This is a genomic window from Roseomonas sp. TAS13 (assembly GCF_001950415.1).
Classification (GTDB): Bacteria; Pseudomonadota; Alphaproteobacteria; order Acetobacterales; family Acetobacteraceae; genus Roseomonas; species Roseomonas mucosa.
The window spans coordinates 1-13,786 of the sequence record NZ_BDLP01000085.1 but is presented as its reverse complement, the minus strand read 5'-3'; the positions used below and the strand labels follow the sequence as shown (position 1 = coordinate 13,786).

13 protein-coding genes are annotated in these 13,786 nt (G+C 67.6%); 10 read left to right on the top strand and 3 right to left on the bottom strand.

The window, feature by feature from the left end:
- The first annotated feature begins 270 nt into the window (after positions 1–270).
- Both ROTAS13_RS09285 and ROTAS13_RS09280 read left to right on the top strand, forming a co-directional pair.
- A complete protein-coding gene (locus ROTAS13_RS09285) occupies positions 271–1,080 on the top strand; it encodes a S49 family peptidase (RefSeq protein ID WP_019462299.1) in 810 nt (269 codons plus the stop codon).
- 80 nt (positions 1,081–1,160) lie between these two features.
- Complete coding sequence (locus ROTAS13_RS09280; RefSeq protein WP_075822163.1) at positions 1,161–1,679, top strand: hypothetical protein; 519 nt, start codon at positions 1,161–1,163, stop codon at positions 1,677–1,679.
- 57 nt (positions 1,680–1,736) lie between these two features.
- Here ROTAS13_RS09280 and ROTAS13_RS09275 read toward each other — a convergent pair whose 3' ends face one another.
- The gene (locus ROTAS13_RS09275) at positions 1,737–2,237 is read right to left on the bottom strand and encodes a ketosteroid isomerase-related protein (RefSeq protein ID WP_226946054.1); all 501 of its coding nucleotides are present in this window, start codon (positions 2,235–2,237) and stop codon (positions 1,737–1,739) included.
- Positions 2,238–2,285: 48 nt separating this feature from the next.
- On the opposite strand from ROTAS13_RS09275, the gene ROTAS13_RS09270 reads away from it, so the two are divergent.
- The 7 genes from ROTAS13_RS09270 (at position 2,286) to ROTAS13_RS09250 (ending at position 11,267) form a co-directional block, all read left to right on the top strand.
- Entirely contained in the window at positions 2,286–3,173 is an 888-nt protein-coding gene (locus tag ROTAS13_RS09270) for a glycine--tRNA ligase subunit alpha (RefSeq protein WP_019461536.1), read from the top strand.
- Positions 3,174–3,227: 54 nt separating this feature from the next.
- Positions 3,228–5,522, top strand: coding sequence for a glycine--tRNA ligase subunit beta (glyS, locus tag ROTAS13_RS09265; RefSeq protein ID WP_075822162.1), 2,295 nt, complete (start codon positions 3,228–3,230; stop codon positions 5,520–5,522).
- Between the two features lie 15 nt (positions 5,523–5,537).
- Positions 5,538–8,210 carry a pyruvate, phosphate dikinase gene (ppdK, locus tag ROTAS13_RS09260; protein WP_019461534.1) on the top strand — a complete coding sequence of 891 codons (2,673 nt, stop codon included), beginning with the start codon at positions 5,538–5,540 and terminating at the stop codon, positions 8,208–8,210.
- A gap of 24 nt (positions 8,211–8,234) precedes the next feature.
- Complete coding sequence (locus tag ROTAS13_RS26160; RefSeq protein ID WP_139323298.1) at positions 8,235–9,068, top strand: hypothetical protein; 834 nt, start codon at positions 8,235–8,237, stop codon at positions 9,066–9,068.
- The gene (locus tag ROTAS13_RS26155; RefSeq protein ID WP_139323297.1) at positions 9,061–9,507 is read left to right on the top strand and encodes a hypothetical protein; all 447 of its coding nucleotides are present in this window, start codon (positions 9,061–9,063) and stop codon (positions 9,505–9,507) included. Before ROTAS13_RS26160 ends, ROTAS13_RS26155 begins: the two co-directional genes overlap by 8 nt.
- A gap of 71 nt (positions 9,508–9,578) precedes the next feature.
- Positions 9,579–10,442 carry an SDR family oxidoreductase gene (locus ROTAS13_RS09255; RefSeq protein WP_075822161.1) on the top strand — a complete coding sequence of 288 codons (864 nt, stop codon included), beginning with the start codon at positions 9,579–9,581 and terminating at the stop codon, positions 10,440–10,442.
- 66 nt (positions 10,443–10,508) lie between these two features.
- Positions 10,509–11,267, top strand: a complete 759-nt coding sequence (locus tag ROTAS13_RS09250) for a DUF4239 domain-containing protein (RefSeq protein WP_075822160.1) — start codon at positions 10,509–10,511, stop codon at positions 11,265–11,267.
- Between the two features lie 15 nt (positions 11,268–11,282).
- Here the strand turns inward: ROTAS13_RS09250 and ROTAS13_RS09245 are convergent, their stop codons facing one another.
- Both ROTAS13_RS09245 and ROTAS13_RS09240 read right to left on the bottom strand, forming a co-directional pair.
- On the bottom strand, positions 11,283–11,867 hold the full coding sequence (locus tag ROTAS13_RS09245; protein ID WP_075822159.1) for a DNA polymerase III subunit epsilon: 585 nt from the start codon (positions 11,865–11,867) through the stop codon (positions 11,283–11,285).
- Between the two features lie 78 nt (positions 11,868–11,945).
- Positions 11,946–12,767 carry a folate-binding protein YgfZ gene (locus tag ROTAS13_RS09240; RefSeq protein ID WP_075822158.1) on the bottom strand — a complete coding sequence of 274 codons (822 nt, stop codon included), beginning with the start codon at positions 12,765–12,767 and terminating at the stop codon, positions 11,946–11,948.
- A 63-nt stretch (positions 12,768–12,830) separates the two neighbouring features.
- Between ROTAS13_RS09240 and ROTAS13_RS09235 the strand changes: the two genes are divergently transcribed.
- Positions 12,831–13,754, top strand: a complete 924-nt coding sequence (locus ROTAS13_RS09235; RefSeq protein WP_075822164.1) for a glycosyltransferase family 9 protein — start codon at positions 12,831–12,833, stop codon at positions 13,752–13,754.
- Positions 13,755–13,786: the final 32 nt, after the last annotated feature.

Genomic DNA, 13,786 nt, shown 5'->3' with positions numbered 1-13,786 from the left:
GCGTGCCGGGTGAGGGCCTGTCGGGCGGGGGAGGGCAAGATCCGGGACCTTTCCATGGGCTGCGCCGGCGCAGCCTGCCGCGGGAATGTGGCCCGCTTGCGGCGGCTCCCGCACCGCGCCGTGGCTGGCCACCCGGATGGGGCTTGCCGGAGGGGCTGGAAGGGGAGGGAGCGCCCGGGGCGCCCGCATGGGGGCGGGCGCATGGGGCGCCGGTCCGGGCTGTCACGGTTGCTGGCTTGATCCGGCGGCGCCCATGGGCATCCTGGGGCCATGCCTCTTCCCTTCTTCGACCGGCGCCCCCGGGTGGCCGTCATCCGCATGTCCGGCGTCATCGCCGCCCGGGCCACGGGCCTCGGCGGCCCCGGCCTCAGCGCCGCCGGGCTGGCGCCGGTGCTGGAACGCGCCTTCGGGCTGAAGCGCCTGGCGGGGGTGGTGCTCGCCATCAACTCGCCCGGCGGCTCGCCCGTGCAGTCCTCGCTGATCGCGGCGCGGATCATCCGGCTGGCGGACGAGAAGGACGTGCCGGTGATCGCCTGCATCGAGGATGCCGGGGCCTCGGGCGGCTACTGGATCGCCTGCGCGGCCGACGAGATCGTCTGCGACCCTGCCTCCATCACCGGCTCCATCGGGGTGATCTCCCAGGGATTCGGCTTCCAGGAGGCGATCGAGCGCCTTGGCGTGGAGCGCCGGGTGGTGACGGCGGGGGAGAACAAGTCCTTCCTCGACCCCTTCCTGCCCCCCGATCCGTCGCAGCAGGAGAGGCTGCACCAGCTCCTCGACACGCTGCACGAGGAGTTCAAGGACTGGGTCCGCTCCCGCCGTGCCAGCCGGCTGAAGGCACCGGAAAGCGAGGTCTTCAGCGGCCGCTTCTGGACGGGGCGGGAGGCGGTGGCGCTCGGCCTCGCCGACCGGCTGGGCGACCTGCACGGGGAGATCGAGCGCCGCTTCGGCAAGGAGGCGAAGATCGTCTGGCTGAACATCCGGCGGCCGCGCTGGCCCTGGCGGCTCTTCTCCGCCGCCGTGGGCGCGACGCTGGAAATCCTGGAGGAACGCTCGGCCCGGGCACGGCTGGGGCTCTGAGGGGGCTGGCAGGGCCTTAAACCCTCCTGGCGCCGGGACGTTGCCCCGGTGGGAAACAGACCAGACCAAGGAGAGACGCGATGAGCATTCCTGTTGCCGGCGAACTCGGCCTGCTGTCCGAGGGCGAATACGCGCCGATCCTGCAGAGCCACTACCCGCATCTGGAGAGCCTGTCGCAGGAGGAGACACTGGGGCTGGCCCGCTGGCTGCGCGAGCAGCGCAACCGATCCCGCGACCTGGTGCGGCAGCGGCGCCGCGCCCGGCGCGGCAAGGGGCCGGGGCCCGCGGAATCGAGCGAGCGCGGGCTGGCGGCGAAGAAGCAGGTCTTCGCCAATGCGCTGAAGCGGGTGAACGCGCGGCTCGACACCCTCAATGCCGGGAAGCGCCGCGTCCGCAACGCGGAGCGCCTGCGCGCTGCCCTGCGCCGCCGCGAGGAGGCGCCGACGCATCATCCCGGCGGCGGCCGGACGGCGGGCGAGGGGATGCCTCCCACCCGCAACCGGGGCATCCGGGTGAAGGTCGATCCGCGCGAGGTGGGCCGCGTCTCTCAGTTCGTGAAGAACGCCCAGGCCCGCAAGGACCGGCGCCAGGCGGCCTGACGACATCCCCCGGCGGCTTCCCCCCGGGACAGTCGGGGGGGGCAGCCGGGCGGGGCTTCAGCCGCCGACCTGCCGCATCCAGTCGGCGAGGTTGTAGGCCATGGAGAGGCGGGCGATCCTGCCGTCGCGGATGGTGAGGAAGGCGCCGGCCGGCAGCACGTAGCGTTGCCCCTGCGCCGGCGGCAGGCCCTCGTCGGTGGCGAGGTACTCGCCCTCCACCACGAATTCGGCCGCCGCGCGGGTGCCCGTGGCATCCAGCATCACCACCAGATCCACCAGCTTCTCGCGGTAGCAGCGCTCCATGTGCTTCAGGAAGGCGGCGAAGGCCTGCTTGCCCACCTGCCTGCCGCCCTGGTTGATGTCATGGGCCACGTCCTCGGCGAGGCAGTCGAGCATCGCCGCCCAGTCGCCCCGGTTGAAGGCGTCGTAATAGGCGAGGATCAGCCGCTCGGAGGCATGGGCCTCGGGCAGGGCGCCGGGGTCGCCAGGACCGCCTTCCGTGCCGGAGGGGGCATGTGCGGCGGGGGAGGCTGCTGCGGCATGGGTGGGATGGTGCATGGCGGGGGCCTTCCGGTGGGAGGGGGCGGACCTTATGGTGCGCGCGCCATGTCCGCCAAGCCGCCTTCCTTCCAGGAACTGATCCTGCGCCTCCATGCCTATTGGAGCCGCCAGGGTTGCGTCATCCTCCAGCCCTACGACATGTCCGTGGGCGCCGGGACCTTCCACCCCGCGACGACGCTGCGCGCCCTGGGCGCCACGCCGTGGAAGGCCGCCTATGTGCAGCCTTCCCGCCGCCCCTCCGACGGGCGCTATGGCGAGAACCCGAACCGGCTGCAGCACTACTACCAGTACCAGGTCATCATGAAGCCGAGCCCGCAGAACGCGCAGGAACTCCTGCTCGATTCCTACCGCGAGATCGGCCTCGACCCGCTGAAGCACGATTTCCGCTTCGTGGAGGATGACTGGGAAAGCCCGACGCTGGGTGCCTGGGGCCTGGGCTGGGAGGTCTGGTGCGACGGGATGGAGGTCGGCCAGTTCACCTATTTCCAGCAGGTGGGCGGCATCCCGGTGGTGCATCCGAGCTTCGAGATGACCTACGGGCTGGAGCGGCTCGCCATGTACGTGCAGGACATCGAGAACGTGTACGAGCTGGATTTCAACGGCCAGGGCGTGAAGTACGGCGACGTCTTCCTGCGGGCGGAGCGGGAGTTCAGCGCCTACAACTTCGAGTTCGCCGACGTGCCGAGGCTGTTCCAGCACTTCGCCGATGCCGAGGCCGAGTGCAATGCGCTGGCCGACCGGGGCCTCGCTTTGCCGGCCTATGACCAATGCATCGCCGCCAGCCACCTGTTCAACCTGCTCGATGCGCGCGGCGCGATCAGCGTGACGGAGCGCGCCGCCTATATCGGCCGCGTCCGCGCCCTGGCGAAGCGGTGCTGCGAGGGCTGGGTCGCCGGGGAGGCCGCGTTGGAAGCCCCGAAGACGGCGGCCTGACCGCCGCGCCGCCCCACGCCCCTCGCAAGCACCGACCGAGAAGCCGCCCCTACGATGCCCGAACTCCTGCTCGAACTCTTTTCCGAGGAAATCCCGGCGCGCATGCAGGCGCGTGCGGCGGAAGACCTCGCCCGCCTTCTCACCGAGGCGCTGAAGCCCGCCGGCCTCGTGCCGGAGAACCTCCGCACCTTCCACGGCCCGCGCCGCATCGCCCTGGCGGCGGCGCTGCCGGCAACGTCTGCGGAAGAGCAGTGGGAGGAGCGAGGTCCCAGACAGGGTGTTGCCGCGAATGTGCTGACCGCATTCATTCGGTCGAAAGTCGCCGGGAAATTCGGTAAATCCGCCTCTTCCAAGCTTTCGGAAGAAGAGGCGGTTCGGCGCCTTATTGCAGGGGAGGCCGTTGCCTACCCTGATGACGAGCTTGGCATTGTGCGCGACTTGAGATTGGCATGGCGGCCGTCTGGCAAGTCGCTGGCATTAGTAGCATCGGCCATTGTACCTGGTCGTTCGTCTCGGGCAGTCATCGCCGAGGCGATGCCGCCGCTGCTGCGCCGCTTCCCCTGGCCCAAGTCGATGCGCTGGGGCGGCACCTCCACCTTCACCTGGGTGCGGCCGCTGAAGCGCATCCTCTGCACCTTCGGGGGGCGGGTCGTGGCCTTCGACCTGCGCCAGGGCGAGGATGACGGGCACGGCCTCGCCGCCTCGGACCTCACCGAGGGCCATCGGCTGATGGCCCCGGGCGTCTTCGCCGTGCATTCCCTGGCGGAATGGGAAAGCGGCCTTCGCGCCCGCAAGGTGATCCCCGGCGCGCCGGAGCGCGAGGCGATGATCGAGCGCGAGGTCGCCCGCCTCGCCGCCGCCGAGGGGCTGGAGGTGGTGCAGGACCGCGGATTGCTGGCCGAGGTGGCGGGGCTGGTGGAATGGCCGGTGCCGCTGCTGGGCGGCATCGACGACGCCTTCATGGACCTGCCGCCCGAGGTGATGCGCACCACCATGCGGGTGAACCAGCGCTACTTCGCGCTTCGCCACCCGGACGGGCGGGCGGCGAACCGCTTCGCCCTGGTCGCCAATATCGAGGCGGTGGATGGCGGCCGGGCCATCGTGGCGGGCAACGAGCGCGTGTTGCGCGCCCGTCTCTCGGATGCCCGCTTCTTCTGGGATGGCGACCGGCAGCAGCGGCTGGAAAGCCGGCTGCCGAAGCTGGCCCATGTTGTCTTCCACGCAAAGCTCGGCACCCAGGGCCAGCGGGTGGAGCGGCTGGAGCGGCTGGCCCGCTTCCTTGCCCCGCTGGTCGGCGCCGACCCGGAAAAGGCGGCGCGGGCCGGCCGGCTGGCCAAGGCCGACCTCGCCTCCGGCATGGTGGGCGAGTTCCCGGAGCTGCAGGGGCTGATGGGCCGCTACTACGCCCTGCATGACGGCGAGGCGCCGGAGGTGGCCGAGGCGATCGGCGCGCATTACCGCCCGCTCGGCCCCGGCGACGAGGTGCCGCGCGAGCCCACCGCCATCGCCGTGGCGCTGGCGGACAAGATCGACCAGCTGGTCGGCTTCTTCGCGGCGGATGAGCGCCCGACCGGCTCGGGCGACCCCTATGCGCTGCGCCGCGCCGCGCTGGGCGTGATCCGCATCATCCGCGAGAACGGGCTGCGCCTGCCGCTGGCCGATGTGATCGCCGAGGCCTTCTTCGGCTATCCCGCCGCCCAGGGCCTGACGGCGGACCCGGAATTCGGCATGGCGGTGGCGGCCGAGAAGATGAATGCCGGCTTCCAGCCCCCCGCCGGCTCCGCGCAGCCGCCGATGGTGGCGGCCTTCGCCGCCGGGCTGCTGGACTTCCTGGCCGAGCGCCTGCGCGTGCAGCTCCGGGCCGAGGGGGCGCGGCACGACATCCTGGCCGCCGCCTTCGGCGCCCGGGGGGAGGCGGGGGGTGGTGAGGACGATCTCGTCCGCCTGCTCGCCCGGGCCGATGCGCTGCGGGATTTCCTCTCGACTCCGGAAGGGGCGGACCTCCTCGCCGCCTATCGCCGGGCGGCAAACATCCTCCGAATCGAGGAGAAGAAGAGCGGAGAAATTCCCGCAAGGGTTGATCCCTCCCTGCTGGCCCTGGCGGAAGAGGTCACGTTGTGGGAAGTTCTGAATGATATTGATGTTGCGGTGCGGGAAGCGCTTGACGCGGAACGGTTTTCGACGGCCATGACTGTTTTTGCGACGCTGCGGGGTCCCGTGGACGCATTTTTCGAGAAGGTCGTGGTGAATGACGCCGATCCGGCGCTGCGCTACAACCGCCTCGGCCTGCTCAAGACGCTCCGTGGCGCGATGGATCGCGTCGCGGAGTTCCAACGCGTTGAAGGCTGAAGAGGGACGAGCCTGATGACCAAGTGGGTGTACGGTTTCGGTGCCGGCCGGAACGACGGCAAGGCCGACATGCGCAACCTCCTCGGCGGCAAGGGTGCGAACCTGGCGGAGATGGCCTCGATCGGCCTTCCCGTTCCACCGGGCTTCACCATCACCACCGAGGTCTGCACCTACTACTACGACAACGGGAAGCAGTACCCGAAGGAGCTGACCGACCAGGTGAACGAGGCCCTGGCGCGGATCGAGAACGCGGTGGGGATGAAGTTCGGCGACGCCGCCAACCCGCTGCTGGTCTCGGTGCGCTCCGGTGCCCGCGTCTCCATGCCGGGCATGATGGACACGGTGCTGAACCTGGGCCTGAACGACGAGACGGTGGTGGGCCTGGCCAGGCGCTCGGGCGACGACCGCTTCGCCTGGGACAGCTACCGCCGCTTCATCCAGATGTACGGCTCGGTGGTGCTGGGCGTGGACCATCACCGCTTCGAGGAGATCATCGAGGAGGCGAAGCACGCCTCCGGCGCGGTGGAGGACACCGAGCTTTCCGCCGCCGACTGGCAGAAGGTCGTAGCCGGCTACAAGGAGATGGTGGCCGAGGCGACCGGCAAGCCCTTTCCGCTGGACCCGCAGGAGCAGCTCTGGGGTGCCGTGGGCGCCGTCTTCGGCTCCTGGATGAACCCGCGCGCCAACACCTATCGCCGCCTGCACGACATCCCGGCGAGCTGGGGCACGGCGGTCAATGTCCAGGCCATGGTCTTCGGCAACATGGGCAGTGACTGCGCCACGGGTGTCTGCTTCACCCGCGACCCCTCGACCGGCGAGAACATCTTCTACGGCGAGTACCTGATCAACGCGCAGGGCGAGGACGTGGTGGCGGGCATCCGCACGCCGCAGCCCATGTCCAAGGCCCGCGCCAAGCCCGGCGAGACCTCCATGGAGGAGGCGATGCCGGAAGCCTATGCCGAGCTCTGCAAGGTGCGTGAGACGCTGGAGCGTCACTACACGGACATGCAGGACATCGAGTTCACCGTGCAGAGCAACAAGCTCTACATGCTGCAGACCCGCAACGGGAAGCGCACCGCCGCCGCCTCGCTGAAGGTCGCGGTGGACATGGCCGAGGAAGGGCTGATCGACCATCCGGAGGCGGTGAAGCGCGTCGCCCCGGGCTCGCTCGACCAGCTGCTGCACCCGACGCTGGACCCCAAGGCCAGCCGCAAGGTGCTGACCAAGGGCCTGCCGGCCTCTCCGGGTGCCGCCTGCGGGGTGGTGGTCTTCTCCGCGGAGGAGGCCGAGGCGCGCGCCAACAAGGGCGAGAGCGTCATCCTGGTCCGCATCGAGACCAGCCCCGAGGATATCGCCGGCATGCATGCCGCCAAGGGCATCCTCACCACCCGCGGCGGCATGACCAGCCACGCGGCCGTGGTGGCGCGCGGCATGGGCCGGCCCTGCGTGGCCGGTGCCGGTGGCGTCGTGGTGGACTATGCGGCGGGCACGCTCTCGGCCGGTGGCCAGGTTGTCCATGCCGGCGAGACCATCACCCTCGACGGCGCGACCGGCGAGGTCTTCGCCGGCGCCGTGGCGATGATCGAGCCGCAGCTTTCCGGCGACTTCGCCACGCTGATGGGCTGGGCCGACGCGGTGCGCCGCCTGAAGGTGCGCGCCAATGCGGAGACCCCGCTGGACGCCGACACCGCCCGCAAGTTCGGGGCCGAGGGCATCGGCCTCTGCCGCACGGAGCACATGTTCTTCGACGCGGACCGCATCGGATCGGTCCGCCAGATGATCATGTCCGAGACGGAGAGCGGCCGCCGCGACGCGCTGGCCAAGCTGCTGCCCTTCCAGCGCAGCGACTTCGTCGAGCTGTTCCGGATCATGGCCGGCCTGCCGGTGACGATCCGCCTGCTCGACCCGCCGCTGCACGAGTTCCTGCCGCACAAGGAGGAGGAGCTGGCCGAGGTGGCGGAGAGCCTGGGCACGGACCTCGCCACCATGAAGCGGCGCGCGGCGGATCTGGCGGAGGCGAACCCCATGCTCGGCCATCGTGGCTGCCGCCTGGGCGTGACCTATCCCGAGATCTACGAGATGCAGGCCCGCGCCATCTTCGAGGCCGCCATCCAGGTGGCCAAGGAGACAGGCAGCGCGCCGGTCCCGGAGATCATGATCCCGCTGGTCGGCATGAAGAAGGAGCTGGAGATCACCCGCGCCCAGGTGGACAAGGTGGCGCAGGAGGTCTTCGCCGAGACGGGCACCACGCTCGACTACTCGGTCGGCACCATGATCGAGCTGCCGCGCGCGGCGTTGACGGCGGACAAGATCGCGGAGGTCGCGGACTTCTTCTCCTTCGGCACCAACGACCTGACGCAGACGACCTTCGGCCTGTCGCGCGACGACGTGGGCAAGTTCCTGCCCTACTACGTGGAGAAGGACATCCTGCCGAGGGACCCCTTCGTCTCCATCGACGTGGAGGGCGTGGGCGCGCTGGTGGAGATCGCCACGGAGAAGGGCCGCAAGGTCAAGAACGGCCTCAAGCTCGGCATCTGCGGGGAGCATGGCGGCGATCCGGCCTCCATCCAGTTCTGCGAGAAGGTCGGGCTCGACTACGTCTCCTGCTCCCCCTATCGCGTGCCGGTGGCGCGCCTGGCGGCAGCGCAGGCGGCGCTGGCCGGCGCGGGGGGCGACCGCACGGCCTAAGTTAATTTTTGAGAGGACCGCGGAATGGCTCTCTTTGCACTATTTCGTGCATTCGCTGTTCCGCGGTCCCCGGCCCAAGCTGATCTACTCGAGCAAAACGAGAAGAAAGAGGCTTTCGTTAGGCGTGCATTCACTACTGGCTATGGTTTTATGTATCGTGGCCGGAACTGGGCCTACGTATATGATGGCGATGACAATAATACCCTATTCGGCAAAATAGGGCGCAGCATCGACGACTCTACTCATGCTCCACCAGATAGGAAATTTGAGGAGCTTAGCTTTGAGCGCTGGGAAGTAGCGCCAATTTTTTTGAGTCTGAACGATGGTGAAGATATCCAAAAGTTAGCCATTGGCTTTGATCCAAAAGTAAGACCAAGTGCAGGCCTTTTGGCTGCATGGGCCGACGAAATTAATAAAACCCATCATAAATCAGTTTGGGCAATTGAAATCAATCCAATTGTTGAGCAGGCATCCTTTTGGAAGGCATATAGAGAAAATCGAAGCAAAATAACGGAAGCTGAATTTATATTCATTGTCCCTAATCCCTTAGGGTTTCATGAAGAGACCGCAGCAAAATTAAGAGAATTACGTGACGAAGAAGGGGCGCAGCAAGTCGGTGTGGATCTCAAAGCCGCACCTGGGCAGCTGAAACTAGATACCACGCGAATAAAATATTGGGTAGATTATATTCTAGATGGAGCAGGCCGCCTAATTTTGAGGGGTGGCCAAAGATCTTACTTTGATTCATCAAAAGATGAGACCAAAAAAGTTGAAGTAAAGACCGTAAACGACATGGGCGTCCAAGTTGCAAGGCGTGAAATACTGACGGTACTCTTTCGAGATTTTGAGAGTGACTAAGAAACAACAATGGGGCACACTTGCTATAAGTGTCATTGTTGGGATTGGCGCAATATTGTTTTGCCCCTCCTTATTAAATGACAGTAACTCATTTCTAAAGTCATATGTAACTCACGAGATGTTTGCGGTCTTTGCCGGTTTTGCAGCCATTTCCCTGCCAGTTATTGGTCTTTACCTGGATCGCTTAAAAAATCATTCTAAAATTACGCCGATAATTTTTGCTGAACTGAAGAGCACTGCGCAAAGGGCTGCCAAATGGATATGTGGCCTTCTTGCGTTGTGTTTTTTTGTTGTGTATTTAAAGGGTTTTATTTCGGAAAGCACTGTGATTTTATTTGTGGATGGCGCGGCTTTAATTAACTTTTTTGCCGTCATACTAAATGTTGTTTTGATAATGGTTTTGTACGACGTTGTTAGTGCCTTGTTAGAAACATACTAAAATAAGCTGAATTGCATCTAGTGACCTACTTTCCCGTTCTGACTGATACTGAGGAACAGAAGGGTCGGAAGATGTACGAAGAGATGCAGAAGGTTCCGCCGCAGAAGCAGGACCGGCAGCCTAGCCTGGAATCGGAAATGACGCCGAAGCCTGCCGCCGAGATGCGGCACTGGAAGGGCTCGGGCAAGCTCGCGGGCCGGAAGGCGATCGTGACCGGCGGCGACTCCGGCATCGGCCGGGCCGTGGCCATCGGCTTCGCCAAGGAAGGCGCCGATGTCTTCATCCTCTACAAGGACGAGCATGAGGACGCCGCCGAGACGAAACGGCTGGTGGAGGCGGAGGGCCGGCGCTGCGACACCGTCGCGGGCGACGTGGGCGACCCGGGTTTCGCCCGCTCGGCGGTGGAGAAGGCGGCGGCCTTCCTCGGCGGCATCGACATCCTGGTGAACAACGCGGGCGAGCAGCACGAGAACAAGGATTTCGCGACCATCGAGGAGGCGCAGGTGGAGCGGACCTTCCGCACCAACATCCTGGGTTACATGTGGATGGCGAAATACGTGCTGCCGCATCTGAAGGAAGGCAGCACCATCGTGAACACCACCTCGGTCACCGCCTATCGCGGCAGCCCGCACCTGGTGGACTATTCGGCGACCAAGGGCGCCATCCTGGCCTTCACCCGCTCCCTGGCTGCGCAGCTCGCGGAAAGGAAGATCCGTGTGAACGGCGTGGCGCCCGGGCCGATCTGGACGCCGCTGATCCCCGCCTCCTTCTCGCCGGAGGAGGTGGAGAAGCATGGCGGCAGCACGCCGCTGGAGCGCCGGGGCCAGCCGGACGAATGCGCCCCCGCCTATATCTTCCTCGCCTCCGATGCCGACAGTTCCTACATCACCGGACAGGTGATCCATCCCAATGGCGGGGAGCCGGTGAACGGCTGACGGAACAGCCGCTGGACAAGCCTTCCGCCCTTCCGCAACATTGCGGAAGAGAAAGGAACAGCCGCGATGCTCGTGGCCGTCTTCACGGCAATCATTTCGGCAAGTGTCCTCGCCGGCGGAACGGTGGGCCTCTTCCTGTACCTGTATCTTCCGGCGCGCCACGTCACCAAGGAAACGCGGGACGTGGTGCATCTGGCGACTGGCATGCTGTCGGTCCTCGCGGCGCTGGTGCTCGGATTGCTGATCGCGACGGCCAAGGACAGCCTTTCCTCGGCGGACCGCTCGGTCCGCGACTTCTCGGCGGTCCTGGTCCAGGCGGAGCAGGGCCTGCGCGTCTATGGCACGGAAGCAGCGCCGGCCCGCGACCTTCTGCGGCGCTATACCCATGCGGCCATTTCCCAGCGATGGACGCAGGACGACCGGGACATCCTCGAAGTCGCCGCTCCGACCGGCACGACGCTGGAGCAGCTTCGGCTGACAGTCCTTTCGCTACGGCCGGCGAACGACGTCCAGCACTGGTTGCAGGGGCAGGTGCTGGCCCAGAGCGACAAGCTGCTGTCGCTGCGGTGGCAGATGCTGGAGCAGCAGGACCTGCCTTTCCAGCCGGTCTTCGTCCTGCTGCTGACCTCCTGGCTGTTCTTCATCTTCGCGGGGTTCGGCTTCATGGCGCCCCGAAACGCCGCCGTCTATGCCGCCTTCGTCGTCTGTGCGGTGGCGGTGGGCGGCGCGATGTTCCTGATCATGGAAATGGAGACGCCCTTCACGGGGGTCGTCCAGGTATCCCGGCAACCCCTGACCATCGCACTGGCCCATATGGAGCGCTGAGCCCGCCGGCAACCATCACTCAGGCGGCGGCAGGCGCAGCAGATGGGCCAGCAACCGGCCGTAGCCCCGCGCATCGTCCAGGGCGCAGTGGGTATGCGCCGTCTCCCCCAGCCATTCCGCCGGGTAGTGCTCCACCCGGCAGCGTTCCGGTGGCCAGTGCAGCCGGCCGGCCGCGAAGGCGTGCAGGCAGAGCGGCACGTCCCGGAAGAGGGGGTCCACCGCGCGCGGCACAGGCACGAGGCGCGTTCCGGTGAAGCGTTGCAGGTAGAGGTCCATCCAGGGCCCATCCACCGCCAGCGGATGCGCGGCGAAGACCGGATCGCCCGGCAGGTCCCGCACCCAGGCCACGAAGCGGGCCATGACGGCCTCCGGCGGCTGCGGGTCCCGCGTCGCGGCGGCCCAGGCCTCGGGCTCTCCGGCGAACCAGGCCAGCGTGCCAGGATCGGGTTCCGCGCCGGGGAAGGGGGCAAGCACGGCCTCGAAGGCCGAGACCTCGCGCCCATCCGCCGTCACCGCGACGGCGCCGACCGAGAGCAGCGAATTGCGGCCCGGGGTGGGGCCGTCGAATTCCGTATCCGTCACCACATAGACCAGCGTCACCGCGAATCCCTTTTCCCGGAGGGCCGCATCCTGCGCCGGAGCGGCAGCACTTGTCTTGTGCGCCGCATCATGAAGGTGTCAGGCGGTCTTTTCCGGCAGGTGCATCCAGGCGGGCAGGCGGGGCGTCAGGCTGGCTCCGCCGCAGCGCAGGGGGGCGCCGGCGGTGATCGCCTCCAGCCGCAGCAGGGCCATGCCCTGGCTGCCCAGGCCGGAGCGCATGGTGCCGACCTCGGCCTCGCCCCGGAAGACGAGCGTGCCGGGGGCGGGCAGCGCGCCCTCCACCGTCACGGGAACGAGGCGCCGCTTGACCAGGCCACGATAGCGGGTGCGGGCGGTCAGTTCCTGGCCCATGTAGCAGCCCTTGGTCCAGGAGACGCCGTGCAGCTCGTCGAAGCCGGCTTCCAGCAGCACGGACTTCTCCGCCTCCATGTCCTCCGACCCGGCAGGCAGGCCGAGTTCCAGCCGGTGCAGCGCATAGGCGGAGGCATCCATGGCGCCGTGCATCGGCTTGTCCAGCAGGGCGCGCCAGCCGGCATCCGGCAGGCGCGGATCGGCGAAGACGATCCCGTGCTCCGGCGCCGGGCTGCTCCAGCCGGCATGGACGGCGAATTCCGCCGAGGCATCCCGCAGCGCCACCTTGGAGCGCAGGCGGAAGCGGGAGAGCTTCGCGACCAGCATCTCCGCCTGGGCGCGCTCGCAGTCGAGCAGGAAGCAGTCCGGCTGGGCCAGCACGAAGAAATCGGCCAGCCACTTTCCCTGGGGGGTCAGCAGCGCGGCCCAGGCGGCCTGGCCGGGGGCCAGGGCGGCGACGTCGTTGGAGATGAGGCCCTGGAGATAGGCGACCCGGTCCTCGCCCGAGATCTCCACCACGCCACGGTCCGGCAGATAAGCGATCGGCATGGGGCAGAGTTGGCGCGGAGAGAGCGTTGCTGCAACCGGGAACATGCTATGAGGCGCCCGACCATGCGCATCCTCTTCGTCACCTCCACCCGCATCGGGGATGCGGTCCTGTCCACCGGGCTGCTGGACCACCTGCTGCGCGCCTATCCCGAGGCACGCTTCACCATTGCCTGCGGGCCGGTGGCGGAGGGGGTCTTCGCCCGCATGCCGCGGCGCGACGAGACCATCGTGCTCGCCAAGCGCAGCCTTTCGCTGCACTGGCTGGAGCTGTGGCGGCGCGTGGCGGGGCGGCGCTGGGACCTGGTGGTGGACCTGCGCGGCTCGGCCCTGGCCTGGACCCTGCGCGCCGGCACCCGCGCGGTGATGCGCGGCGGCCGCCGGCCGGGGCACCGGCTGGGTCATATCGCCGAGACGCTGGACCTGGACCCGCCGCCCATGCCGGTGGCCTGGACGGCACCGGAGGACGAGGCGCGGGCCGCCGCGCTTCTGGGGGCGGGCCCCGGTGCGATAGCCGGTCAGGTTCCCATTCTGGCCCCCATTCTGGCCCCCATTCTGACCCTGGGGCCGACCGCCAACTGGTCGGGCAAGATCTGGCCCTGGGAGCGCTTCGAGGCGCTGGCCCGCAGGCTGACGGCGCCGGACGGGCTGCTGCCGGGCGCCCGGATCGTCGTGCTGGGTGGGCCGGGGGAAACCGAGCGGGCCATCGCCGCGCCGCTGCTGGAGGCCCTGCGCAACCATCCCGGCGGCGTCACCGACCTGCTGGGGCAGCTTTCCCTGCCGGAAGCGGCGGCGGTGCTGCGCCGCGCCGCGCTCTTCGTCGGCAATGATTCCGGGCTGATGCACCTCTCCGCCGCCGCCGGCACGCCGACGCTCGGCCTGTTCGGCCCGACGCCAGCGGACGAGTACGCGCCCGCCGGCCGTGCCGCCCGGGCGGTGATCGCGGCGGATGGCCGCATGGAGGGGCTCTCCGTCGCGCCTGTCTCCTGATCACATCTACGCACAGCTCCCCCCGTAAGGGG